We start from the raw sequence: 24,408 nt of genomic DNA, 5'->3' as shown, positions 1-24,408 counted from the left end.
CTACTGTCCAACCAAGCAAATCCACCCGGTGTTGCAACCACCGCGTGAATCCGCCCGCCCGATCCGGGAGCTAATCCTCCCCGGTCGTCATGGGAACCCTCCCCAAACCGGTTTGGGGAGGATCGATGGCACGGACTTCGGGGAGCGGGCCGCGGGTGCCGGGTGCCGGGAGTGCGATGTGCGCCACGCTCGGCTGCGCGCCTACCCAGGCCGCCGATCGGGACGGCTCGGGCGGGGCGGCTCGGAATGGGGGGGTGGGGCGGGTTAGCCGGGGCGGCTCAGGGCGGCTCGGGGTGGGGGTGGGGTGGGTTAGGCGGGGTGGTCAGACCAGGCCGCGGCGGGCGGCCCAGACGATGGCTTCGATGGCGGTGCTGAAGCCGAGGCGGTCGCAGATCAGGCGGGTGCGGCGGCGGACGGTGCGTTCGGAGAGGTCCAGGCGGCGGGCGACCCCGTCGACCGGGAGACCGGTGGCGAGGAGGCGGAGCAGTTGGAGGTCGTCGTGGCTGATCTCGCGCGGCGCCATCCGCCGCGCCTGCGGCCGGAGCTCCTGAGGCCGGACATCGTACGGCCGAGCGTCCTGCGACCGGACGTCCTGAACCCGGGCATCCTGGGACCGGACGTCCTGAACCCGGGCATCCTGGGACCGGACGTCCTGCGGCCGGGCTTCGTGGACGCGGGTGTCCTGGGGGTGGGTGTTGTGGGGGCGGAGTTCTTGGGGGAGGACGGTCATCTGGGTCACCTAGTTCCGAACATCCGGGACTCGGCGGCGTCCCAGTCGGCCGGTTTGCCCTGCGGTTGGTAGTGCCGCAGGCGATGTGTGGACCGGACCAGGGCGCGCATCGCGTCCAGGTCCGGCAGGGGCTCGCCGAGGGCGCGAGCTTGTACCAGGACGTTGCCCAGCGCCGAGGCCTCGACGGGGCCGGCCAGCACGGGCAGTCCGGTGGCGTCGGCGGTCAGCTGGCAGAGCAGCTCGTTCCGCGAACCACCACCGATCACGTGCAGTACGTCGACGTCCCGCCCGGCGATCGCCTGCGCCGACCGCAACGTCCACCGGTACGCGAGCGCGAGGCTCTCCAGGATGCATCGCACCACGGCGGCACGAGATCGCGGCGGTTCTTGCCCGGTCGTACGGCAGTGCTCGTCGATCCGCTCCGGCATGTTGCCCGGAGCAAGGAATTCGGGTGCGTCCGGATCGATCAGTACCGCGAACGGCGGCGCACCAGCGGCGTCCCGCAACAGCCCGTCGAGATCGTCGTCGCCCCAGATCCGCTGGCATTCCTGCAGAATCCACAGCCCCATCACGTTCCGCAGGAACCGGGTCCGCCCGTCCACGCCACCTTCGTTGGTGAAGTTCGCCGCCCGCGCCTCCTCGGTCAGCACCGGTGCATCAAGCTCGAGCCCGACCAGCGACCAGGTCCCCGAGGAGATGTACGCGAACCGCTCTCCCGCCGCAGGCACCGCGACAACAGCAGATGCCGTGTCATGCGTGCCAACGGCAACCACCGGAACGCCAGAAGTCAAACCGTTGTCATCAGCAACAACTCGCCCGACTATCGAGCCAGGTTCCTGCAGCACAGGGAAGATCGCCCGCGGTACACCAATGCGAGAGATCAGCTCGTCACTCCATTCCCGGGACCGCACGTCGTACAACTGGGTGGTGGAGGCATTCGTCCGCTCCACCCCGAGCTCCCCGGTCAGCCAGTACGCGAGCAGGTCCGGGATCATCAGCAACGTGGATGCCTCAGCCGGCAGTTCCTCCGCCACCAGTTGATAGATCGTGTTGAACGGCAACTGCTGAAGACCAGTCACGCCGTACAGTTCGCCGGCCGGGATCGTCTCCAGCACCCGCTCCATCACACCGCGCGTACGGGCGTCGCGATAGTGGATGGGATTACCCAACAGCCGGCCGGCTTTGTCGAGCAGTCCGTAATCCACCGCCCACGAGTCGATCCCGATGCTGTCGACAGCACCCGCCAAGCGCAGTCCGTCCAGTACGGAGCGATAGAGATGCAGCACGTCCCAGTACAAGGTGCCATTGGTCCGAACCGGACCGTTCCAGAAGCGGTTCAGCTCGGTCAGCCGCAGTACGTCCGGCCCGACTTCGCCGAGCATGACTCGCCCGCTCGACGCGCCGAGGTCCACCGCGGCGACCCGCTTCACGGCGCGACCACCGTCAGCTCCAGCTTCAGCAGCTCGGCCACTGCGGCCAGATCGGCGGCGCGGTGCCCCGTACCGAGCGCCCAGTGATGCGCGACGCCGGAGGCCGACCAGGCGTCCGTCCACTCACCCGGATCGCACCCGAAGTCCACCCGCGACGTCGTGTTCCCGATCCGCAGCAGCGGCCCCGGTACGACGGTGCCCTCGGATGCGATCAGCTTGAACGACCCGTCTCGCCGCTGCCCCAAACCGCACAACGTGACCGGACCCTGCCGTACGTCGAACTCGACCGAAACGCCCCACCCGCGTTTACCGTGGTACACCCCGAGCCCACGCAGCAACGGCTTCCGCGCCGAGATCGCCAAGTGCGCCGGCCCGTCATGCCCCATCTCGACGACGTTGTCCGTGAAGTTCAGCGCCTGCAGTTCGGTGAAGGAGCCGCCCGCGCCGAGCTTGTCCATCACCAGCATCGCCAGCGACGTCCGCAGCTCGTACTCACCCGCCGCCGGGACACCCCTTGCCGTCAGCAACGATGCGCCGAGGATCATCCCGGCCGCTACTCGTTCGTGGGTTTCACCATCAAGACCACGATGGTAGTAGGCCAATGAATCAAGGGAAAAGTCCTCGACCAGCCGATCCAGCGCGACCGAGACCGTAGCGCCCCACCGGAAGTCCTCGTCCTTGACCGAATCGTCCAGCGTGAAGATCTCCCGCGCCAGCTTCATCCGCGTTTCGGTCTCGGCGTCGGTGACCTGCTCGACCCGGACGCGCAGATCATCGATCTCGAGGATCTCCACATGACCGCCCAGTTGAGCGGACACCAAAGTCGGATCGGTGACCACGTCCATCATGCCCGGGTACAGATGCCCGAGCAGACCGTGCCGCCCGTGGCGCAGCGCCGCCCGTACGCAGGCAGCCCGGATCCAGCGGTCGATCCGGGTCCAAGCTCGCTCGTCCTCCAAGTACCCGGAGACGGACCGGAAGTCGATCCCGCAGCGCTCGAACGCGTTCGCCATCTCGGGCAGCGGACACGCGCCGCAGTACGCCAGCCAAGCGCCGGTGTCGAACGTCGAGTGATCCATCGCCTCGGTCGGCTGCAGGTTCAGCAGCAGCACCGGCGCCCCGCTGCGCTGAGCCACCGGAACCAGCATCGACGCCGTCATGTACGTGGTCAGGAATCCCACGATCAGGTCGCAATCAGCCACCCGCAACTTCTCCGCAGCCGCGGCACCCTCCTGCGCATCGGAGATGAACCCCACGTCCACCACTTCGCAGTCGAGCGCCGCGAACCGCTCGGATACCCGCCGGGCGGACGCCTGCAACTGCGGAAGCAGCTCCGGGAACTGCGGCCAGTACGCACCGAGTCCACCGGCTACCAGGCCGATCCGCGTCTTCCGCGGCTCGACCCAGGGCAGGGCGCCGTGCCCGTCCACCGAGCGGCTCGGTTCAGCGCTCCACATCGCAGCTCCTACCGCAGGAAGGCGGCAGCCACGCCGGCGTCGACAGGCACGTGCAGACCGGTGGTGTGGGTGAGATCGCCACCCGTCAGCGCGAACACCGCTGCCGCGACGTTCTCCGGCAGTACTTCGCGCTTCAAGAGCGTCCGCTGCGCGTAGTACGCGCCCAGCTCCGCTTCCGGTACGCCGTACACGGCGGCGCGCTTGGCACCCCAGCCGCCCGCGAAGATCCCGGAACCACGCACCACGCCGTCGGGGTTCACGCCGTTGACCCGGATCCCGTACTCGCCGAGCTCGGCCGCGAGCAGCCGGACCTGATGCGCCTGGTCCGCCTTCGCGGCGCCGTACGCGACGTTGTTCGGGCCGGCGAAGACCGCGTTCTTGCTGGAGATGTAGACGATGTCGCCGCCGATGCCCTGGTCGATCAGCACCTTCGCGGCAGCCCGCGAGACCAGGAACGAACCCTTCGCCATCACGTCGTGCTGCAGGTCCCAGTCGCGCTCGGTCGTGTCCAGCAACGACTTCGAGATCGACAGGCCGGCGTTGTTGACGATCAGATCCACCCCGCCGAACGCCAGTACGGCCTCCCGCAGCGCTGCCTCGACCGCCTCGGCGGACGACACGTCGGCGCCGACCGCAACGGCCACGTCGGTCGACCCGATCTCCTTCGCGACTGCTTCGGCCGCGGCCAGATCCAGGTCGGCGACGATTACGCAAGCGCCCTCGGCCGCGAGCCGCCGCGCGATCGCCTTGCCGATCCCCGAGCCGCCGCCGGTGACGAACGCGACCCGCGTCGCCAGCGGCTTCGGCTTCGGCATCCGCTGCAGCTTGGCCTCTTCGAGCGCCCAGTACTCGATCCGGAACTTCTCCCGCTCGTCGATCGGCGCGTACGTCGACACCGCCTCGGCGCCCCGCATCACGTTGATCGCGTTCACATAGAACTCGCCCGCGACCCGTGCGGTCTGCTTGTCCTTGCCGAAGCTGAACATGCCCACGCCCGGCACCAGCACGATCGCCGGGTCCGCGCCCCGCATCGCCGGACTGTCCGCGTCCGCGTGCCGGTTGTAGTACGCCGCGTACTCCTCGCGGTACTGCCCGTGCAACTCACGCAACCGTGCGGTCGCATCCTCCACCGACGCCGACGCAGGCAGATCGAGTACGAGCGGACGCACCTTGGTGCGGAGGAAATGATCGGGACACGACGTACCAAGCGCGGCCAGCTCGGCCAGCTTCTCGCGAGCGGTGAACTCCAGCACGACCTCGGAGTCGGTGAAGTGACCGACCTGTGGCTTGTCGGTCGACGCGAGCCCGCGGATGATCGGCGCGAGCGCGGCGGCCTTCGCGCGGCGTTCGTCCACCGGCAGCGCCTCGAAGCCTGCCACCACCGCACCGAACGGCTCCGCAATGCCACGGTCGGCCAGGAAGCGCTCGGCGGTACGGATGATGTCGAGCGAGTTGACCTCGCACTCCTCGGACGTGTCGCCCCACGCGGTGATGCCGTGGCCGCCGAGGATGCAGCCGATCGCCTGCGGGTTGTCCCGCTTGACCGCCGCGATGTCCAAGCCGAGCTGGAAACCGGGCCGCCGCCACGGCACCCATACCACTCGGTCGCCGAAGCACTCGGCGGTCAGCTTCTCGCCGTCGGCCGCGGTCGCCAGCGCGATGCCGGAGTCCGGGTGCAGGTGGTCGACATGCGGCGCGTCGACCAGGCCGTGCATCGCGGTGTCGATCGACGGCGCCGCACCACCCTTGCCGTGCAGGCAGTAGTCGAAGGCGGCCACCATCTCGTCTTCACGGTCGACACCGGGGTACACGTCGACCAAGGAGTGCAGCCGGTCGAGCCGTAGTACGGCCAGGCCCTTGCCGGTCAGCGTACCGAGGTCGCCGCCGGAGCCCTTGACCCACAACAGCTCCACAGGATTCTGCGTGACCGGATCGGTCGCCGTGCCCTTCGCCGACGTGTTTCCGCCCGCATAGTTGGTGTTGCGCGGATCGGCGCCCAGCCGGTTGCTGCGCGCAACAAGCTCGGCCGCGGTGTCACTCACTCTCATGCTCCCCATCCGGCCTGCTGACCGTCTTTGCGGTCCTTGGTGATTTGCTCGAAGTAGCCGCTGCGCTTGTACGCGGCGATCGGATCGGCGTCCAGGCCCTGCTCTTCGCGCAGTTCGGCCAGCAGCGGCCGGACATCGGTGTTGTACGCGTCCATCAGCGCCGCGTTCGCGCCCAGTACATCGCCGTTCCGCTGCGCCGTCCGCAAGGCCTCCCGGTCGACCAGCAACGCCTTCGCGGTGGCCTCCTGGACGTTCATCACCGAGCGGATGATCGCGGGGATCTTCTCCTCGATGTTGTGGCACTGGTCGAGCATGAACGCGATCCCGCGGTCGGGGTCGAGCGCGTCGCCGCGGACGATCTCGTTCATGATCCGGAACAGCTGGAACGGGTCGGCCGCACCCACCATCAGGTCGTCGTCGGCGTAGAACCGGCTGTTGAAGTCGAACGCGCCGAGCTTCTTGGCCCGGAGCAGGAACGCGACGATGAACTCGATGTTCGTCCCCGGCGCGTGGTGCCCGGTGTCGATACAGACCGTTGCCTTCGGCCCCAGTTCGAGACAGTGCGCGTACGACGTACCCCAGTCCGGCACGTCGGTGGTGTAGAAGGCCGGCTCGAACAGCTTGTACTCGAGGAGCATCCGCTGGTCGTCACCGAGCCGGTCGTACACCTCCTGCAACGCTTGCGCAAGCCGGTCCTGGCGGTCCTGGATGTCGTCCTGGCCGGGGTAGTTGGTGCCGTCGGAGAACCACAGCTTCAGGTCGCGGGAGCCGGTCGCGTCCATGATGTCGACGCATTCGAGCAGATGGTCGGTTGCCTTCCGGCGGATCGCCGGGTCCGGGTTCGTGACGCTGCCGAGCTTGTAGTCGTCGTCCTGGAACACGTTGCTGTTGATCGCGCCGAGGCGAACACCCTGCTCCTTGGCGTACGCGGAGAGCGCCGCGTAGTCATCCACCTTGTCCCACGGGATGTGCAGTGCGACCTTCGGCGCCACCCCGGTGTACTTGTGCACGACGGCCGCGTCCGCGATCTTCTCCTCCGGCGACCGCGGTACACCGGGCTGGGAGAACACCTTGAACCGGGTGCCGGAGTTCCCGAACGCCCATGAGGGCAGCTCGATCTCCTGACGGCCCAGGGCGGCCTTGACGGCATCGGTCGGCATGGTTCAGTCCTCTGCTAGGTGGAAGATTTCGAGCAGGAGCAGGAACGACTCGTCCGGCGGGCGGCCGTCGATCCCTGTGAAGAACTCCGCCATCTGTGCCTGCCAGCGGGCGTTGACCTCGGTCTCGGCCATCGCCTTCTGCGCAGCGTCCAGGTCGTCCGCTTCGACGTACCCGATCAGCAGGCCGTCGTCGCGGAGGAACAGCGAGTAGTTGTGCCAGCCGGAGTCGCGCAGCGCGGCCTGCATGTCCGGCCAGACCTCCCGGTGCCGGTCGACGTACTCGGCCATCCGATCGGTCCGGACCTGCAGACAGAAGCAATAACGATTCACGGCGTCACCTTGGGACCTCGGGCGGTTGCGGCGCTGACGGGGTGCTGAGTGGGTGCTGAAAGGTTTCAAGAGCGTCCCAGAAAGCTAAGCGCGGGACCGGCGGCCCGTCAAGAGCCTGCCCGGCTTTCGCGGCCGATCCCGGACCGGCGCGGCGGAAAATCCGGGTCCAGCGGGTATTCTTCGGCCGCTAACACGTTTCAAGTGCGGAGGAGGTGCGGACGGATGGACGACGCCGAGACCCGGCCCGAGCGGATCCGCCGGCGCCGGGCGCCGAAACCGCACGCGGCCGGGGTGAAGGCAGTGGCCGCCGCGGCCGGCGTCTCGCTCGGCACCGTGTCGAACGTACTGAACCGGCCCGAGGTGGTCAGTCCGCTGACCCGGGCGAAGGTCGAGGCCGCGATGGCCTCCCTCGGTTTCGTCCGGAACGAGTCCGCCCGGCAACTCCGGGCCGGCTCCAGCCGCATCCTCGCGTACCTGATGCTCGACGCCGGCAACCCGTTCTTCACCGACGTCGCCAAAGGCGTCGAGGAGGCGGCGCAGGCGGCCGGGCTGTCGGTGTTCCTGTGCAACAGCAGTGAGGACGCGGACCGCGAAGCGGCGTACCTGGATCTGCTCGAACAGCAGCGCGTCCAGGGTGTCCTGATCACACCGATCGACCAGAACTCGTCCCGGCTGCGCAAGCTGCCTTCCCGCGGTACGCCGATCGTGGTCGTCGACCGGGCGCTGGACGAGTCGGAGCACTGCTCGGTCGCGGTGAACGACGTACTCGGTGGCGAGCTGGCGATTTCGCATCTGCTCGAACTAGGGCATGAACGGATCGCGTACGTCGGCGGCCCGAGTACGCTCGGCCAGGTCGTCGACCGGCGCGACGGCGCGCGCCGGGCACTCCGTACGGCCGGGCGGCCCGCGACCGATCTGATCGAGCTGACCACCGGCGCCCTCACCGTCGCCGAAGGTAGGGGCGCAGGGCAACGACTTGCCGGGCTGCCCGCGGATCGGCGGCCGACCGCCGCGTTCTGCGCGAACGACCTGCTGGCGTTGGGATTGCTGCAGCAGTGCGTGAGTCTCGGGCTGCGCGTTCCGGAGGACCTCGCGATCGTCGGGTACGACGACATCGAGTTCGCGGAGGCGGCCGCGGTACCGCTGACCTCCGTACGCCAGCCGCGTCAGCTACTCGGCCGGACCGCCGCCGAATTGCTGCTCGACGAGTCGTCGAACCCGGACCACGAACACCAGCGCGTCACCTTCACACCCGAGCTGGTGGTCCGGACGTCAACTCGCGGGACGCTCTGAACCGTACGCGGCGAGGAAGACGTTGGCCGCTTGGTCGGCCAGCGTTTCCAGCTCGCCGGGCTTCGGGCGCTGGCGGGTGCCCGCGAACATCGCACGGTTCATCGGCTTGTACATCACCAGGCCGGCGAACTGGTACGCGGCGAGCGTCGGGTCGTCGAGCTGCCGGAGCAGACCGCGCTCGGTGAGCCGGGTCAGCGCCTTGCCGAGCGCATCGAGTGATTGCTCGAAACCGTTGGTGAACCAGGCGCCGCACACTTCCGGGAACCGGTCCGCCTCCGCGATCACCAGGCGCCGGAGCTGCAGCACGTTGTCGGCGGTGAGGCTCTGCAGCAGCCGGTACGCCAGCGCCCGCAGGGCTTCACGGGCATCCACCGCACCGTCGAGGGTGTCGTCGTACGCCTGCTGGAGCCCGTCCATCAGTTGATCGCTGGTGCCGCCAACGATCTCGGCGAACAGCCGTTCCTTGTTCTCGAACTGCTTGTAGACGGTCTGTTTGGAGACGCCGGCCTTGGCCGCGACCTCGTCCATGCTGGCGCCGAGGTAGCCGTGCTGGAGGAAGACTTCGGTGGCGGCGGCCAGGATCGCGCGGCGTTTGCGCGGCGTCCGGCCCTCGGTCTCGACATCCTGCACGGCGTCCTCCTTGGGCGTGGGGTTCACCGAAATCATACTAGACAGTCCAGTTCTGCGACGGGTACTGTACGGTCTAGTTTCCGCAGACGAGGAGAATGCACCCATGAGCACCGTGACATCGGCCGACGGCACCACGATCGCCTTCGACGCGTACGGCACCGGGCGGCCGCTGATCCTGATCGACGGCGCCACCGCACACCGGGCCGTGAACCCGCTGAACGCCGAGATCGGCAAGCTGCTGAGCGACGGCTTCCGGACCACCGTGTACGACCGGCGCGGGCGTGGCGAAAGCACGGACACCACGCCGTACGCGATCGAGCGTGAAATCGAGGACCTGGCCGCCCTGATCGAAGACGCCGGCCAACCGGCCATCCTGGTCGGCGAGTCGTCCGGCTGCCTGCTTGCCCTGGACGCCGCGGCCGCGGGCCTGCCGATCGCCGGACTGGTGCTGTTCGAGCCGCCGGTGGTCGTCGACGACAGCCGGCCGCCGCTGCCCGCGGACTACGTCGAGCAGCTCGAGCGCTTCATTGCCGAAGGGCGCCGGGACAAGGCGGTGGAACTGTTCATGACCGCCGCCATCGGCATGCCCGCGGAGGCGGTCGCGGGGATGAAGCAGATGCCGCACTGGGCCCCGACCGAAGAGGTCGCGCACACGATCTCGTACGACGGCCGGCTCATGGGCACCACGATGTCCGGCAACCCGCTGCCCGCCGACCGCTGGGCCGCGGTGAAGGTGCCGGTCCTCGTCCTGCACGGCGACCAGACGTGGCCGGTGCTGGCCGCCGGTGCCGCCGCCGTGGCCGCGCATCTTCCGACCGCGACACTGAAGGCGATTCCCGGTGAGAACCACAGCACCGAGCCGGGCACGTTCGCGCCTGTACTGCGTGCTTTCGCGGCCGACTTGACCTAGAGCGCGCTCCAGGTTGTTTGATCTGGCGCATGCTGAATCTTGCGCTGGGCGCGATGGAGTACGGAACCCGGATCGACGAAGAGACCTCGTTCCGGCTGCTGGACGCGTACGTGGACGCCGGTGGTGAATGGATCGACACCGCGAACTGCTACGCGTTCTGGCAGGACCCGAGTGGTCATGGTGGTCAGAGTGAGGAGCTGCTGGGGCGCTGGTTCGCGCAGCGCCCCGGCGTCCGCGACCGGGTGAAGCTGGCCACCAAGGTCGGCTGCGAACCGCTCTGGCCGGGCAGCTACCCGGAGCACGCGGAAGGCCTGAGCGCGAAGGCGATCGACAGTGCGCTCGAGACCTCGTTGCGCCGCCTCGGCGTCGACCACATCGACCTGTACTGGGCGCACCGCGACGACCGATCCACTCCGCAGGAAGAGACCGCGACCGCCTTCGGCAAGCACGCCGCCGCCGGAACCATCGGCCGGATCGGCCTGTCGAACTTCCCGCTGTGGCGCGCCGAGCGGATGCGGGGCATCGCCGCCGAGCTCGGTGTCACCGGTCCGACCGCGCTGCAGCTCCGCTACTCGTACCTGCAACCGCGTCCGATGGTCCGCGGCCACGTCCACGACCACCGCTTCGGCTGGATCACCGACGAGGTCCTGGACTACGCCGAGACCAATCCGGAGCAGCAGCTGTTCGCGTACAGCCCGCTGATGGCCGGCGGCTACGAGAACCGCGCCGACCGCCCGATCGACCCAGCCTTCGACCACCCCGGCACCACCCGCCGCCTGGAGGTCCTCACCACCCTGGCCGCCACCCTCAACGTCACCCGCTCCGAACTGGTCCTGGCCTGGCTAACCGGCGGCACCCCACCCATCACCCCCATCGTCGGCATCAGCACCCCCGCCTACCTCACCACCGCCCTGACCGGCACCCGCCTCGAACTAACCCCAGAACAACACCAGCAGCTCGACGAAGTCTGGTGATGGACTCCTGCTCGGTGAGATGGTTTGGGGGTGGACAGGGACAGGTTCTGGGGTCTGGTCGAGGGTGCGCGGGCCTCGGTGGATGACACCGTGGCTGATCCGGATGGGGTCGCCGACGGGTTGATCAAGGTGCTGGCGGCGGCGCGGACCGAGGAGATCGTGGCGTTCGGGGTCGAGCTGGCGCGGTTGCAGGTCGAGTCGTACCGGTGGGATCTGTGGGCGGCCGCGTACCTGGTGAACTCCGGCGCGACCGAGGACGGGTTCGACTCGTTCCGGGGGTGGCTGGTGGCACAGGGGCGCGAGGTCTGGGAGGCCGCGCTGGCCGATCCGGACTCGCTCGCCGACGTGGTCGACGAGGACCGGCCGGAAGGGTTCGAGGGGTTCGACGGGGAAGGTGTGCTGCACGTCGGGAGTCACGCGTACAAGAACGTGACGGGGGACGCGGCGGCGTACTGGAAGGCGGTCGACGCGGAGGCACCGGACACACCGGATGTGCCGGCGGGCGCGGAGATCGACTTCGACGACGCGGACGACCTGCAGACACATCTGCCCCGGCTGGCGGGCCTCTACCTGCCTTAGCCGGGTTCGCCGCTGAGGCGTTCGATGGCGGTGCGGAGGCGGCGGCGCCAGCCGGCGCGGCCGGCTTCCTCGTCCGCGGCGGCCAGGCTGACCAGGTGCTGGGTCATCTCGAAACCCTCGGTCTGCGTCTCCACCTCGGTCAGCGCGGACCGCGGCTCGTCATGGTCGTACTCGATCCGCCTGCTCGTCCACCCGAACCCATCCGGCACCAGCAGCTCAGGTACGAGTGCCTCATGACTGAGCGACGTCAACTCCGAGTCACCATTGCCAATGCTGAAGATCGTCGTCCCACGCCGCCGTACATCACTGATCCGCTCCAGCAACGTAGGCGCCGGGTTGTCCTCGGCGACCACCAGCAGCGACTCACCACGGCCCGAGTCGCGCAGCCGGTCCAGCCCGATCGCGAGGTGCGGTGGTGCGTCCGGGGGCGGCGCCCAGCGCACTAGCGACGGCCGCATGTCCTCGATGCCGGCCCGGTGCAGCTCGTCGTCCAGGTGGGCGGTCAGGTGCCACGGCTCGTCGTCGACGGGCCCGAACAGCATCAGCCCGCTGCGTCTGGTCGTGAACCGCCGCAGCGAGTAGCCGAACTCCGTGGTCCGGCTGCCCAGCTCGGTGCCGGTCAACATCTCTCGGAGCAGCGATGCCCTGGTCAGGTCCACATGTCCAACCTGACACATTCAGCGGTCCACCGCGACCTCAGGTCAGTCTGTCTGCCTTCGACTGCAAGTAGTTCCGCTCCGGCACACTAGTCGTCCGCCGGGATGCCAGTAGGTAGCTCTCGCGGGCACCAGCGAGGTCACCGGACATCTCGAGCAGATGCGCCCGGACAGCGTCCAATCGGTGGTTACTGGTCAACCGGTCGTCCGACTCAAGTGGCTCCAGTACAGCGAGCCCCTCCTTCGGCCCATCTGCCATCGCAACCGCTACCGCATGGTTGAGCTTCACCATGGGGTTGTCGACCAGATGCTCCAGTACGTCGTACAGCGCCACGATCTGTCGCCAGTCCGTGTCGTCAGCTCGCTCGGCCGTGTCATGCACTGCCGCGATCGCCGCCTGCACCTGGTACGGCCCCAGCTGCGTGCGCGCGAGTGCATCCGACACCAGGGCATCGCCTTCGGCAATGGCCTCCCTGTTCCACTTCGACCGGTCCTGCTCGGCCAGTGGGATCAGTGCACCGTCGGCACCAGTACGCGCCGGGCGCCGCGCATCGGTGAGCAGCATCAGCGCCAAGAGCCCTGCTACTTCACCGTCATCCGGCAGCAGCTTGCGTACGCCGCGTACGAGGCGGATCGCCTCCGTGGTGAGCTCCGCACTGTGCAGCGACGTACCGGACGATGCTGTGTAGCCCTCGTTGAAGATCAGGTAGAGGACGTGCAGTACGGCACCCATCCGTACGTCCCGCTCGGTCTCCGGCGGCAGCTCGAACGTACTGCCGGCCTGCTTGATGCTCCGCTTGGCGCGGCTGATCCGCTGCGCCATCGTTGCCTCCGGCACCAGGAACGCGGCCGCGATCTGGGCGGTGGTGAGACCGCCGACCGCCCGCAGCGTCAGCGCGATCTGCGACGCCGGGGAGAGTGCCGGATGGCAGCAGAGGAACAGCAGTGTCAGCGTGTCGTCCCGGCCGGCCAGATCGTCGATCTCCGGCCCGGCGGTGACGAACTCCTCCGGTGCGGCCAGCTGCGCCGCGTTCTCCTCGCGGCGCCGCCGCGCCGACTCGCTCCGGAGCAGGTCGGTGAGCCGCCGCGACCCGACCCGGATCAGCCAGCCGCGCGGGTTGTCCGGCACACCCTCCGCCGGCCACTGCTGCGAAGCCGCCAGCAGTGCCTCCTGGACCGCTTCCTCGGCCAGGTCGAAGTGCCCGTAGTGCCGGACCAGCGCGCTGAGTACCTGCGGCGCCTGCTCCCGCAGCAGCAGCTCGAAGTTGCTCACATTTCCAGCCCGGACATGTCCATCACCGGCCGTACCTCCACCGCCACGTACTCGGCGTCCGGCATCCGCGCCGCGTACTCGATCGCCTGGTCGATGTCGTCGCACTCGACCAGGTAGAACCCGGCCAGGTGTTCCTTCGCCTCGGCGTACGGGCCGTCGGTGACGCTCATGGTCTCGTCGTGCACCTGCACCGTCCGCGTGGTGATCGGGTCAGCCAGTCCGGCTCCACTCACGTACTGGCCCTTCTCGATCAGCTCCTGCCCGAGCGACTGGTGCGCACGGCTCAGCCCCTCGCGTTGCTCGGCCGACAGGCTCGCCCAGCTCTCCGGGTTGCTGTAGATCAGCAGCATGTATTTCACAGACACCATCCTGTCCCCAGCGGAGGCCGTTGTGACCTCCAGTTAACAGCTACGTCGAAACAGACCCGTGGCAGTTCGACAGTCCGGGAATGTCGAAGCAGTGCGGTCCGGTACCGACGTACCGGTCGAGTGACGCTCAGCCGGGGCGTCCGCGCCGTACTGGAGTTGGCTGATGGTTTCGGAATCGAAGCGCTGGTTCGCGCTGGCGTTGCTCTGTCTGACCGGGTTCATGATCATCCTGGACGCGTCCATCGTGCTGGTCGCCGTACCGTCCATCGAGCGCGAGCTGACCTTCACGACCGGTGGGGTGCAGTGGGTGCCGAGCGGGTACGCGCTGATGTTCGGTGGCCTGCTGCTCCTCGGCGGGCGCATCTCCGACCTACTGGGACGTCGGCGGGTGTTCATTGCCGGACTGGTCCTGTTCGCGGCGTTCTCTCTGCTCTGTGGGTTCGCCTGGAGTGGTGACGCGCTCGTACTGGCCAGGGCGCTCCAGGGCGCGGCGGCAGCCGTACTGGCGCCCAGTGCGTTGTCGATCGTGATGACGACGTTCCCGTCTGGTCCGGACCGTAACAAGGCCCTGGGGATCTGGGGCGCCACCAGCGGAGTCGGCGGCACAGCTGGTTCGCTCATCGGCGGTCCGGTGACCGATGGACTCGGCTGGCAGTGGATCTTCTTCATCAACGTGCCGGTGTGCGTACTGGTCCTCGTACTGGCTCCCGTACTACTCCAGGACAGCCGCGGCCCCGGACGACGCGGGTTCGACCTAGCTGGCGCAGTTACAGTCACAGCAGCGCTCATCGTGCTTGTGTACGCGGTCATCGAGGCGCCGGAGTCATCAACGATCCAGACCGTACTGCTGGTGCTGGCGTCGATGCTCCTGTTCGGGCTGTTCGTTCTGGTGGAGAAGCGATCCGCCGCGCCGCTCGTACCGCTCCGGATCTTCCGCTCACGTGCACTGGTCGGTGGCAACCTCATCACCATCGCCTGGGGGTTGGCTGCCTTCGGACTGAACTTCGTGTACACGCAGTACGCCCAGCTCGCACTGGGTGCATCTGCCATCCGGTACGGGCTCATGTCAGCTGTACTCGCTGCGGCCGCTGTAGTCGGATCGATGATCGGCCAGCACCTGGTCACCCGGGTCGGACCGCGCTGGGTTGCGTTCGTGTCGCTACTCGTCGCCGGCGCTGGTACGACTCTGATGACCCAGCTCACCACGTCCTCCGGGTACTTCGAGCTGGCCTTCTGGGGCCTGACCATCTTCGGCATCGGACTGGGTGCCGGGTCGGTGGCCGGCTCGATCGCCGCCCTCAGCGATGTCCGCGGCGAGGACGCCGGAGTCGCGTCCGGGCTGCAGAACGCCAGCTTCCAGATCGGTGGCGCGGTAGGAGTCGCCGTCGTGTCCGCGGTCGCTACAGCCAGTACCACCGGGACTACGCCGGCCGCACTGACCCACGGGTACCGGATCGCTTTTGCGACCGTCTGGCTCTTCCTGGTAGTCGGACTCGCCGGAAGTTTGCTGGTCAAACGCCTGTTGGAGGTTCAGGACGGCAGCCGTGGGAACCGGAGGCGTGAGGTGGTCGCCTTCTCCGTCAGGCGATCCGGTTGAAGGAGGCTTCATATGCTGATCTTGGGAGTAATCCTGCTGATCATCGGGTTCGTGCTGCACATCTCGTTCCTGTGGACGATCGGCGTCATCCTGGTCCTGATCGGAGCAGTCCTTTGGGTGCTCGGAGCGGCCGGTCGCGCGGTTGGCGGCCGACGGCACTGGTACTGATCCGGACCAGGCAAATCAGAACCCCGCGGACCGGTCCGCGGGGTTCTGTCCGTCCGCGTCGCTACGGTGAAGCCATGACGACGGTGCGGCCATGAAAGCGGTGCGGTGATGAAGTACGTGGTGATGATCTTCCGCGGCCTCGACCGGGCCTGGACCGAGGCCGACGAGCAGGGGCTCGGCCGGCTGCAGCAGCTCGAACGGGAGCTGGCCGAGTCCGGTGAGCTGATCAGCTCCGAGGGGCTGCGGCCGCCGGCCGAAGGGCGGATCGTGCAGATCCGCGACGGTCAGCAGGTCGTCACCGACGGGCCGTTCGGTGAGGCGAAGGAGCAACTCGCCGGGTACTTCATGGTCGACGCCGACGACGAGCGCGCCCAGGCGATCGCCGGCCGGGTCTCGGCCGCGATCGGCGACCGCGTAGAACTCCGCGGCGCCGTGATCTGACCGGCCCGGCCGTTACCCAAACCGGCCCGGCTGTTACCCAATCCGGTACCCAATCCGGCCGGGACGGGCGCCTTGATCACGACCAAGCGTTTGATCTCGGGGCGGTTACTTCCGGATAGCGGGCAGATCACGGCCGTGCCGAGCCTGTGGATGTTCGTAATGCGTTAAGTCTGCGGGGCGATTCGAACCGGCGGGGCGATGTGTGCTTGACTCCTCCGGTCGATAACGTTTTGGTCTCGGCAGATTGGGTTCCCAGTGGCAGGACGACATAGACAGGCGCGGCACCGTCAGTTGCGCCCGAAGGTGATCTCGCCCGGTCTCGCGAAGGTGGCGATCCCCGGCGCCGCGGTGGCACTGGTCGCCACCGGTTCGGCTTCCGCCCTTCCCAGCAGCTCCCCGGTCACCCTCGACACGCCGGTCGCCAGCTCGTCCCTGCAGCTCTCGCGCGACGCCGTCGTCAGCCGGGACGCGCTCCGCCCGCCGATCAACCCGACCACCGCGCCGACGCCGACGGCGGCCCCGAAGCCGAAGCCGAGCCCGACCGCGAAGCACCTGAAGAAGCAGGCGCCGATCCCGAAGCCGACCGCGCCGAAGACCCGCGCCGCCGAGGACCTGGCCGCGCAGGCCGCGCCGAAGATCAGCGGCACGAAGTACACCACCACCGATGTGAACCTGTGGTCCCTGCCGATCACCGGCCTGCTGCTGGACGTGCTGCCCAAGGGCACCAAGGTCTCGGTCACCGGCAAGCTGGACGGCGTCTGGGCCGAGGTGGTCAGCGACGGCAAGTCCCGCTGGGTGAAGGCGCAGTACCTGTCCGCCACCAAGCCGGTCGCGGCGGTCACGGGCGCGATCTCCCAGGCGGCCTGTTCGTCCGGCTCCGCGGTCGAGAACGGCATCACCCAGGACGCGATCCGGGTGCACCGGGCGATCTGCGCGAAGTTCCCCGACATCACCTCGTACGGCGGGTTGCGGTCCGGTGACAGCGGCTCGGAGCACTCCACCGGCCATGCGCTCGACATCATGGTCAGCGGTTCCGAGGGCCAGGCGGTCGCGGACTGGCTGAAGGCCAACTACAAGAAGCTCGGCGTCAGCCAGCTGATCTGGCAGCAGCACATCTGGACGGTTCAGCGCAGCAGCGAAGGCTGGCGCGCGATGCCGGACCGCGGCGGCGCCACCGCCAACCATTTCGACCACGTGCACGTGACGGTCTACGGCAACTCCGGCACAGTCTGAGAACTGGTCCGAGCCTGCCCCGGCTGCCGGTTCGAACGGCAGTCGTAACGATCCGGTCCCCCACCCTCCTGGGGGACCGGATCGTTGCGTTCAGGGCCGGATGTTGGCGTTGAGGTGGAAGAAGTTCGCCGGGTCGTACGCCCGCTTCACCCTCCGCAGCCGGTCCAGATCGGCGGCGGCGTACGAGCTGCCCGCGCGGCTCGGGTCGCCGAGGAAGTTCACGAACGTCCGGCCCGAGTCCGGCAGCTCGCCGACTTCGCGGTCGATGATCAGTGAGTACGCGGCGGAGCGATGCCCGACCGGGCCGGCGCCCGGCCCGGGGTGAGCCATCGCGCCACCCCAGTGCCTGACCTCGACCATCGCGTCCTCGAGTTCGGCGACGATGTCGATCACCTCGTCGGTCAGGGTGTCGAGGAAGTCCAGGTGCCGCGCGGGCGTACCGCCCATCGCCGCGTCGGCGTACTCGATCGTCTTCAGCTCGCCGGCCAAGCGCGGACCGGCGACCTCGAAGAGCGGTTTGAGCAGGTGCTCCGCGATCTCGGCGGCGCCGGCGTACATGACCTTGATCGCGACGGCGCGCTGCTCCGTACCGGGGACCCGGGTCAGCACGACGGCCGTACTGAGGTCGTTCGGGATCGTGGCGGTCCATTCGCGGTACCGGCGCAGGATCGCGGCGGCGCGGTCGATGCCGTAGTAGACGATGCCCGCGTGGACCTCGCGTACTGGGTACAGGCGGAACTCCAGTGACGTGACAATGCCGAAGTTGCCCGTACCGCCGCGGATCGCCCAGAACAGATCCGGGTGCTGCTCGGCGCTCGCCGTGACCACATGGCCGTCCGCGGTGACTACTTCGGCGCGGATCACGCTGTCGGCCGCGAAACCGTACTTGCGGGCCAGCCAACCGACACCACCGCCCAGCGTGTACCCGGTGACGCCCACGTCGCGGTGCGAACCGGACAGCGGCGCCAGGCCGAACTGTCGTGCCGCATCCAGCACTGCTCCCCAGCGCGCACCCGGTGCGACCTTGGCGATCCGCCGCTCCGGGTCGATCAGTACCGTCGTCATCGGCGTGGTCTTCAGCAAGATCCCACCGTCGGCCGGTACGCGGGTGCCATGACCCGTCGCCTGGACCGCCAGCGGCACACCGTGGTGACGAGCGGCTCGTACTGCCGCCTGTAGGTCGGAGCGGCTGTACGCCTCGGCGACCACCAGCGGCCGCGAATCCACGGACGGGATGACGGAGCGGCGCTGCTCGTCGTACTCCGGCTCTCCAGGCAGCCGTACCGCCCCGTTGAACCCAGCACCCAGCAAGCCGGCCACCAGGTCAGTACCACCTACTGCAATAGCTTGCGTCGACATCCGTTTTCCCACTCCCTCGCGTAGCTGCTTCTGCATGTACGTCGAAGAGAGACAGCGGTAATTGACACCCACGCCAAACTTTTCCAATGACCCACTCGGTAGAGCGCACCGGAACCGCCGTGACCAAGCGCTACACCAGCTGGCCCCGCAACGAACCAGCCCGCGAGCTAGCCGCCCTAACCCACCTCAGCCAGGCAGCGCCGCACCTAGTACCCGCCCCACTGTCGTCATCCACCACCCCCACGCCCTGGCTGAGGATGACTCTCCTCCCCGGCACGCCGCTGAGCGGTTCACTCACCCCTGCTGCGCTAAGCGCACTAGGTGACGCTCTCGACACGCTCTGGTCGGTACCACCCGTGAGCCTTGAGCCGATTGACCTGTCAGCACTGATCGACCGCACCCACTCCGGCCTGACCGCACTACGCGATCACCCCACGCGGATCGGTCAGGCCGCTCGGGCTTGGCTCCAGCGTGAGCTACCTGACCTGACTGTGGTGCGAACGCCCGTAGTGGCCCATGGCGACCCGAACCTCAGTAACTACCTGTGGGACGGGACGCGCGTTCGCATCATCGACTTCGAGGATGCCGGGCTGGGGGATCGCACCGTCGAGCTGGCGAATCTGGTTGAGCATCTGTCGGGGCGGGCGACCGACTGGCAACTGCTCGTTCGCCGGTTCGCGGTGGAGCCGGAGCGCTTCCAGGCAGCACGTTGTCTGTGGGCTGGGTTCTGGCTGACTCTGATCGGACCAGGCGGTCCAAGTGAAGACCGCAACCCACCAGGCACTGCGGAAGCGCAAGCGGAGCGGGTGGTCAGGCTGGTAGCGGGATGAGCTCCAGGCGGTCCACGTCGGCCAGGATGTCGATCTCCGTGATCCGGCCATCGGCGCAGGTCACCGCCATGACACCCATCAGGCGCCCGTTGACGACGGTGATGACGCCAGGAGTGCCGTTGACCAGCGCAACCTCGTTGTACGACACCATCCGGCTGAACAACATCGCCTGCTCGACAACAGCCTTCGCACCACGAACCAGCTTCGACACAGCAGGACCAGCGAACTCCGCGGTTGCCACACCAGCATCCGCACGCAGCAGCACCTCCGGGTCGAGCAACTCCAGCAGCGCATCGAAGTCACCACCACGCGACGCAGCCAGGAACGCCTCCACCACCGCACGCTGACGATTCAGATCCCCGTCACTCGCCGGCGCACCCTGTACCCGCCGCCGCGCCCGACTGGCCAGCTGACGCGTCGCGGCAGGCGACTTGTCCACGATTGTGGCGATCTCGTCGAACCCCACCCCGAACATGTCATGCAGTACGAAGGCCAGCCGCTCCGCGGGCGACAGCGTCTCCAGTACGACCAGCAGCGCCAGCCCGATCGCATCCGCCTGCAGAGCCTCACCCTCCGGCCCCAGCTCACCGTCCATCCGCCCGACGATCGGGTCCGGTACGTACGTGTCCAGCGAATCCTCACGCCGCGACTTGCGACTGCGCAGCATGTCCAGGCACACCCGCGAAACCACCGTGGTGAGCCAGCCGGCCAGGTTTCCCACGTCGCTCACGTCAGTCCGGCTCAACCGAAGCCACGCCTCCTGTACGGCGTCCTCGGCCTCCGCGAGTGAACCAAGCATCCGGTACGCGACCGCGCGCAGATGCCCGCGATTCTGCTCGAACTGTCGCGCCAGCTGCTCGTGGTCGTCCACTGATGCCCTCTCCCCTGTCCTGTCCCAACACTGTCCTCAGTAAGCCCTGACGGATCGCTCCACCATGATGTGACAAACCCGGACCGGTTCTCCGCGCTGGGGGTAGGATCACAGGGTGATTCAGCGCGCTGGTATGTGGTGGGCCGTCGACCAGACGGCCTGAATCCGCGCGTACCCACCCGGCCGTCTCCTGCGAGACGGCCGTTGTCATGTCTGCTCGTGGGCGACCCTGCACCCCGAGGACAGTCGATGGCAGCAACACTCCGGACCTGGTCCGGCCTGATCTCCGCACTCCTGACCGGCGCCGACCTGTCGGTGGCGGACGCCGGCTGGGCGATGGACCAGCTGGTGCTCGGTGAGGCCTCACCGGCGCAGATCTCCGGGTTCCTGATCGCCCTCCGGGCCAAGGGCGAGACCCCCGACGAGCTCTACGGCCTCGCCGCGGCCCTGCGGTCGCACGCGACACCGGTGCGGATTCACCGGCCTTTCGTGGACATCGTGGGTACGGGCGGCGACCGGACCGGTGCAGCGAACATCTCCACGATGGCTGCCGTAGTGGCAGCTGCTGCCGGCGCCACTGTGGTGAAACACGGTGGCCGAGCCGCATCCTCGTCCGCCGCCGGCTCTGCCGACTTGGTCGACCACCTCGGTATTCCACTCGACCTGTCTGCTGTGGAGGCCGCACAGCTGGCTGAAGAGGTCGGGCTGGCCTATCTGTTCGCTCCACGCTTCAACCCGGCGCTGCGGCACGTTGCAGTCGTACGCCGTGAGCTGGCCGTCCCGACTGCCTTCAACGTGCTCGCACCCCTGCTCAACCCGGCCGAACCGCAGCACCAGCTTGTCGGCGTCGCCAACGCACAGATGCTGCCAGTACTGGCCGGAGCGCTTGCCAAGCAAGGCACTTCGGCACTGGTTGCCCGCGGCGACGATGGCCTCGACAAGCTGACCACTACGACGTACTCACGGTTGTGGATTGTGCATGCGGGATCGGCGTCGCAGGTGGTGTTCGACCCGCGTTCACTGGGGTTGCGCCCGGCATCGTTGGCTGAGCTGCGGGGCGGTGACGCGGCGTACAACGCTCGCCTGCTGCGCGGACTGGTTGACGGAGAGCGCGGTCCGGTACGGGACGTCGTACTGCTCAATGCTGCGGCTGCACTGACCACACTGTCGTTGGAGCAGGGTCTGGACCAGCTAGCGGACTGTTTCGCACGCTGTCAGGAGGCTGTGGACAGTGGGCAAGCGGCGAAGGTACTGGATCGCTGGGCCAGTCACTCGCTAGCGTTTCGGTGATGCATGAGCTCCTGGATGCCGCGCGAGCCGGCGACGAGCACGCCTTCGGACAGCTGGTCGATCCGTGGCGTGGTGAGCTGCATGCGCACTGCTATCGGATGCTCGGTTCGGATGCCGACGCGGACGATGCCGTCCAGGAGACGCTCGTACGCGCCTGGAGCGGACTGAGTGGGTATCAGGACCGCGGCTCAATCCGCCCATGGCTCTACAAGATCGCCACGAACCGTTGTCTCACCCTGCTCGAACGGCGCGGCCGACGCAGTACGGAGGCACTGGAGCCGTACCCAGAGAGCAGGTTGAGCTGGACCACCGCGCTGACTCCCGAGGCGCAACTACTGGCGCTGGAGTCCGTAGAGCTCGCTTTCGTCGCGTCACTGCAGCACCTGTCCGCGCTGCAACGTGCAGTACTGCTGCTGCGCGACGTACTGGCCTTTAGTGCCCGGGAGGTGGCTGAGCTGCTGGAGACGACCGTTGCCGCGGTCAACAGTGCACTTCAGCGTGCGCGCTCGGTGGTGAGCTCGGTACCCAGTCAGCAGGCCACACTGCGCGCATTGGGCGAGGCAGGCGAGCGGGACCTGGTACGACGGTACGTGGCCGCCTGGGAAGCGCGTGACGTGGATGCGATCGTGGCGATGCTGGCGGCGGATGCGAAGTACTCGATGCCGCCGTTGCCGGACTGGTTCGTGGGGCGGCCCGCGATCCGTACGTTCCTGCTCGACGGACCGCTCCGCAGTGAGTGGCGGTTCCTTCCGGCGCGGGTGAACGGTCAGCTCGCGTTCGGTACGTACCTGTTGCAGGGCGACCGCTACGTACCAGGTGGTCTCGATGTGGTCGTGCTGCGCGGGACGGACATCATCGAGGTGGTGTCGTACCTGGAGGCTGATTTCACGGTGTTCGGGCTGCCGTCCGAGCTGCCGCGATGAGTTTGCGCGCCGGCCTGGGTTGTAGGGGTGAATCACTGCATTCCCGAGGAGAGACATGACTGACGAGCAGCAGATCCGTACCCTGATCGAGCACTGGGCGGCCGCCGTGCACGCGGGCGATCTGGCGGCAGTACTGGCTGAGCATTCGCCTGACCTGGTGATGTTCGACGTGCCACCGCCGTACGAGGGCGTGCGGGGGATGGATGCGTACACCGAGACGTGGCCCGGGTTCTTCGAGTGGCAGAGGTCCGGTGCGTCGTTCGAACTGGTGTCGCTGGACGTGACGGCGGGAACGGATGTGGCGTTCGCCTTCGCGCTGTTGCGCTGTGGGACGCCGGACGAGTTCAAGGTGAAGCCGGAGCTGCGATTGCGGCTCACCATCGGCCTGAAGAAGCTGGACGGGCGCTGGACCATCACGCACGAGCACCACTCGTTCCCGCACGACGATGTACCTGCTCCGGTGGTGGCGTCCGAGATCGGCGCAGTGCTGGACCGCTGGGGTACGGACACCGCCGCCGGTGACCTGGACGCACTGATGGAGCCGATCGCGGACGACGTCGTCTCGTACGAGATCGACGGCAACTACGAGGGCAAGGCAGCGGTCCGCGAGGTTTGCGCTGCCGGTCTGGCGTCCAGCCCTGACTCGATCAGCTTCAGCATCCCCGACCCAACCGTCGTCTCAGCCGGCAACCTGGCCGTCGCCTGGTCGATCGACCACGTCACAGCCGATGGCACCGAAACCACGTCCCGAGCGACCCGCGTCTTCCGGAACACCGGCAGCAGCTGGGAGCTGATCCACCAGCACCTGTCCTACCCAGCCTCGTAGTCACCAGCCAGACGAACGATTGCGTCGACCACCAGCTGCGGTTCCCGCAGGCTGGCGAGCTGATCCCCGATCAGCACAGCCGCCGGGACCTGTAGCTCGTGCAGCCGGTCGTAGGCAGCTGGATCAGGCTGTAGATAGGTGTCTTCGTCCTGCTCTGCTTCGGCTGGAGTAGGAGAGAGCAGGACGATGCCGCGTACCCGGTCTGGGTGCTCAAGTGCGTACGCGAGTGCCGTACTGCCTCCCATCGAGTAACCGACCAGGACAACGCGTTGTAGGTCCAGCTGGTCAAGCACAACTTCCAGATCGCCTAGCAGGGTGAAGTCGGCAGTCGGCCGCGGCGAGCGACCACAGCCGCGTACGTCGTACCGGAGCACCCGTCGGCCGGTGAGTCCGGGCAGTACTGATTCCCAGCTGCTGGAGTCCGAGTCCAGCAGGACGACCGGTACGCCGCCGCCTGCCTGGTGGTCGGCCCATACCTCGTCCGGTCCGACTGGGATCGTCATCTCCATTGCTTCAGCATGCCTGACCGGTGGTGCCAGTGCCGTCCAGCACGGAGGTGGGTGACGAAGGCACGTTGCAGCGTGGTGTCCTGGGGAATCCGGGCAAGTCCCTCGTCAGTCAGCGCATCCGCAGGCACCGGCAGCTGCAGACCGAGGCGCAGCAGGTCGCGGTCGCCGTCAGCCGGGTCCTCTGGCGGCAACAGCGGTAGCAGCTCAAAGCGCTGCTGGAAGCGGATGATGTTGGAGTCCGGACGCAAGTACTCGGCCAGCTGTGGGTCCAGCAGCCAGGAGTGGCAGACGAAACCGGACAGCGGCTCCTCTGGGAACCAGCGGCCAAACGACTCGACAGCTGCGGCAACCGACTGCTCCGAGGCGTGTACGTCGAGGGCGCCGCTCGGTGGGATGTGCATCGACAACACGTGCCCTGACACCTCATCGCCCAGCCCCAGCTGCGTACGCGTGTATCCGTGGCGCCCGATCTCGTACTCGGCACCACGGAACCGCAGCGGTGCGGTCCACATCGTCAACAGGC

At 67.8% G+C, this 24,408-nt stretch carries 26 protein-coding genes; 12 read left to right on the top strand and 14 right to left on the bottom strand.

Going from position 1 to position 24,408, the window contains the following annotated elements:
- Positions 1-322: 322 nt before the first annotated feature.
- The 6 genes from ABD260_RS13925 to ABD260_RS13900 are packed head-to-tail and all read right to left on the bottom strand — an operon-like array spanning position 323 to position 7,155.
- Positions 323-730, bottom strand: coding sequence for a LuxR C-terminal-related transcriptional regulator (locus ABD260_RS13925; protein ID WP_344233890.1), 408 nt, complete (start codon positions 728-730; stop codon positions 323-325).
- A gap of 5 nt (positions 731-735) precedes the next feature.
- Complete coding sequence (locus ABD260_RS13920) at positions 736-2,160, bottom strand: rhamnulokinase (RefSeq protein WP_344233889.1); 1,425 nt, start codon at positions 2,158-2,160, stop codon at positions 736-738.
- Positions 2,157-3,617, bottom strand: a complete 1,461-nt coding sequence (locus ABD260_RS13915) for an L-fucose/L-arabinose isomerase family protein (RefSeq protein WP_344233888.1) — start codon at positions 3,615-3,617, stop codon at positions 2,157-2,159. The genes ABD260_RS13920 and ABD260_RS13915 overlap by 4 nt, the downstream gene beginning before the upstream one ends.
- Positions 3,618-3,625: 8 nt before the next feature.
- Positions 3,626-5,665: a bifunctional aldolase/short-chain dehydrogenase gene (locus ABD260_RS13910; RefSeq protein WP_344233887.1), complete on the bottom strand. Its 2,040-nt coding sequence runs from the start codon at positions 5,663-5,665 to the stop codon at positions 3,626-3,628.
- Positions 5,662-6,825, bottom strand: a complete 1,164-nt coding sequence (gene rhaI / locus ABD260_RS13905) for an L-rhamnose isomerase (protein ID WP_344233886.1) — start codon at positions 6,823-6,825, stop codon at positions 5,662-5,664. The genes ABD260_RS13910 and rhaI overlap by 4 nt, the downstream gene beginning before the upstream one ends.
- Before the next feature lie 3 nt (positions 6,826-6,828).
- Positions 6,829-7,155, bottom strand: a complete 327-nt coding sequence (locus ABD260_RS13900; RefSeq protein ID WP_344233885.1) for an L-rhamnose mutarotase — start codon at positions 7,153-7,155, stop codon at positions 6,829-6,831.
- A 222-nt stretch (positions 7,156-7,377) separates the two neighbouring features.
- Here ABD260_RS13900 and ABD260_RS13895 point away from each other — a divergent pair, with 222 nt between their 5' ends.
- Entirely contained in the window at positions 7,378-8,448 is a 1,071-nt protein-coding gene (locus ABD260_RS13895) for a LacI family DNA-binding transcriptional regulator (protein ID WP_344233884.1), read from the top strand.
- On the opposite strand, the gene ABD260_RS13890 is transcribed toward ABD260_RS13895, so the two are convergent.
- A complete protein-coding gene (locus tag ABD260_RS13890) occupies positions 8,428-9,105 on the bottom strand; it encodes a TetR/AcrR family transcriptional regulator (RefSeq protein ID WP_344233883.1) in 678 nt (225 codons plus the stop codon). The genes ABD260_RS13895 and ABD260_RS13890 overlap by 21 nt on opposite strands.
- A gap of 76 nt (positions 9,106-9,181) precedes the next feature.
- On the opposite strand from ABD260_RS13890, the gene ABD260_RS13885 reads away from it, so the two are divergent.
- The 3 genes from ABD260_RS13885 to ABD260_RS13875 are packed head-to-tail and all read left to right on the top strand — an operon-like array spanning position 9,182 to position 11,541.
- Entirely contained in the window at positions 9,182-9,988 is an 807-nt protein-coding gene (locus ABD260_RS13885; protein WP_344233882.1) for an alpha/beta fold hydrolase, read from the top strand.
- Positions 9,989-10,017: 29 nt separating this feature from the next.
- Positions 10,018-10,962 (top strand): aldo/keto reductase, encoded by a 945-nt coding sequence (locus ABD260_RS13880; RefSeq protein WP_344233881.1) that lies wholly within the window; start codon positions 10,018-10,020, stop codon positions 10,960-10,962.
- A 30-nt stretch (positions 10,963-10,992) separates the two neighbouring features.
- A complete protein-coding gene (locus ABD260_RS13875) occupies positions 10,993-11,541 on the top strand; it encodes a DUF4240 domain-containing protein (protein WP_344233880.1) in 549 nt (182 codons plus the stop codon).
- Here ABD260_RS13875 and ABD260_RS13870 read toward each other — a convergent pair.
- The 3 genes from ABD260_RS13870 to ABD260_RS13860 are packed head-to-tail and all read right to left on the bottom strand — an operon-like array spanning position 11,538 to position 13,820.
- Positions 11,538-12,200, bottom strand: a complete 663-nt coding sequence (locus ABD260_RS13870; RefSeq protein ID WP_344233879.1) for a hypothetical protein — start codon at positions 12,198-12,200, stop codon at positions 11,538-11,540. The two genes, ABD260_RS13875 and ABD260_RS13870, sit on opposite strands and share 4 nt — an antisense overlap.
- 37 nt (positions 12,201-12,237) lie before the next feature.
- Positions 12,238-13,470 (bottom strand): RNA polymerase sigma factor, encoded by a 1,233-nt coding sequence (locus tag ABD260_RS13865; protein ID WP_344233878.1) that lies wholly within the window; start codon positions 13,468-13,470, stop codon positions 12,238-12,240.
- Complete coding sequence (locus ABD260_RS13860; RefSeq protein WP_344233896.1) at positions 13,467-13,820, bottom strand: YciI family protein; 354 nt, start codon at positions 13,818-13,820, stop codon at positions 13,467-13,469. The genes ABD260_RS13865 and ABD260_RS13860 overlap by 4 nt, the downstream gene beginning before the upstream one ends.
- A gap of 181 nt (positions 13,821-14,001) precedes the next feature.
- Between ABD260_RS13860 and ABD260_RS13855 the strand changes: the two genes are divergently transcribed.
- The 4 genes from ABD260_RS13855 to ABD260_RS13840 all read left to right on the top strand — a co-directional run bounded on the left by ABD260_RS13855 (position 14,002) and on the right by ABD260_RS13840 (position 17,277).
- Positions 14,002-15,435 carry an MFS transporter gene (locus ABD260_RS13855; RefSeq protein ID WP_344233877.1) on the top strand — a complete coding sequence of 478 codons (1,434 nt, stop codon included), beginning with the start codon at positions 14,002-14,004 and terminating at the stop codon, positions 15,433-15,435.
- A 12-nt stretch (positions 15,436-15,447) separates the two neighbouring features.
- Complete coding sequence (locus tag ABD260_RS13850; protein WP_344233876.1) at positions 15,448-15,603, top strand: hypothetical protein; 156 nt, start codon at positions 15,448-15,450, stop codon at positions 15,601-15,603.
- 108 nt (positions 15,604-15,711) lie between these two features.
- Complete coding sequence (locus tag ABD260_RS13845) at positions 15,712-16,044, top strand: YciI family protein (RefSeq protein WP_344233875.1); 333 nt, start codon at positions 15,712-15,714, stop codon at positions 16,042-16,044.
- Positions 16,045-16,299: 255 nt separating this feature from the next.
- Positions 16,300-17,277 (top strand): VldE C-terminal domain-containing protein, encoded by a 978-nt coding sequence (locus ABD260_RS13840; RefSeq protein ID WP_344233874.1) that lies wholly within the window; start codon positions 16,300-16,302, stop codon positions 17,275-17,277.
- Positions 17,278-17,367: 90 nt separating this feature from the next.
- Here the strand turns inward: ABD260_RS13840 and ABD260_RS13835 are convergent, their stop codons facing one another.
- Positions 17,368-18,636 (bottom strand): FAD-binding oxidoreductase, encoded by a 1,269-nt coding sequence (locus ABD260_RS13835; RefSeq protein ID WP_344233873.1) that lies wholly within the window; start codon positions 18,634-18,636, stop codon positions 17,368-17,370.
- 86 nt (positions 18,637-18,722) lie between these two features.
- On the opposite strand from ABD260_RS13835, the gene ABD260_RS13830 reads away from it, so the two are divergent.
- On the top strand, positions 18,723-19,466 hold the full coding sequence (locus ABD260_RS13830) for an aminoglycoside phosphotransferase family protein (RefSeq protein ID WP_344233872.1): 744 nt from the start codon (positions 18,723-18,725) through the stop codon (positions 19,464-19,466).
- Here the strand turns inward: ABD260_RS13830 and sigJ are convergent.
- A complete protein-coding gene (sigJ, locus tag ABD260_RS13825; protein WP_344233871.1) occupies positions 19,447-20,337 on the bottom strand; it encodes an RNA polymerase sigma factor SigJ in 891 nt (296 codons plus the stop codon). The two genes, ABD260_RS13830 and sigJ, sit on opposite strands and share 20 nt — an antisense overlap.
- Before the next feature lie 249 nt (positions 20,338-20,586).
- On the opposite strand from sigJ, the gene trpD reads away from it, so the two are divergent.
- From trpD to ABD260_RS13810, 3 genes are read left to right on the top strand one after another with little or no spacing between them, the layout of a single operon-like run.
- Positions 20,587-21,627, top strand: a complete 1,041-nt coding sequence (trpD, locus tag ABD260_RS13820; protein ID WP_344233870.1) for an anthranilate phosphoribosyltransferase — start codon at positions 20,587-20,589, stop codon at positions 21,625-21,627.
- Positions 21,627-22,550: a sigma-70 family RNA polymerase sigma factor gene (locus ABD260_RS13815; RefSeq protein ID WP_344233869.1), complete on the top strand. Its 924-nt coding sequence runs from the start codon at positions 21,627-21,629 to the stop codon at positions 22,548-22,550. The genes trpD and ABD260_RS13815 overlap by 1 nt, the downstream gene beginning before the upstream one ends.
- 55 nt (positions 22,551-22,605) lie before the next feature.
- Positions 22,606-23,376: an SgcJ/EcaC family oxidoreductase gene (locus ABD260_RS13810; RefSeq protein ID WP_344233868.1), complete on the top strand. Its 771-nt coding sequence runs from the start codon at positions 22,606-22,608 to the stop codon at positions 23,374-23,376.
- On the opposite strand, the gene ABD260_RS13805 is transcribed toward ABD260_RS13810, so the two are convergent.
- On the bottom strand, positions 23,361-23,885 hold the full coding sequence (locus ABD260_RS13805; RefSeq protein ID WP_344233866.1) for an alpha/beta fold hydrolase: 525 nt from the start codon (positions 23,883-23,885) through the stop codon (positions 23,361-23,363). The genes ABD260_RS13810 and ABD260_RS13805 overlap by 16 nt on opposite strands.
- Positions 23,876-24,397 (bottom strand): hypothetical protein, encoded by a 522-nt coding sequence (locus ABD260_RS13800; protein WP_344233865.1) that lies wholly within the window; start codon positions 24,395-24,397, stop codon positions 23,876-23,878. Before ABD260_RS13800 ends, ABD260_RS13805 begins: the two co-directional genes overlap by 10 nt.
- Between the last annotated feature and the right edge of the window lie 11 nt (positions 24,398-24,408).

This window comes from Kribbella hippodromi (assembly GCF_039531045.1).
GTDB lineage: Bacteria > Actinomycetota > Actinomycetes > Propionibacteriales > Kribbellaceae > Kribbella > Kribbella hippodromi.
This window is presented reverse-complemented; position numbering and strand designations above follow the sequence as displayed.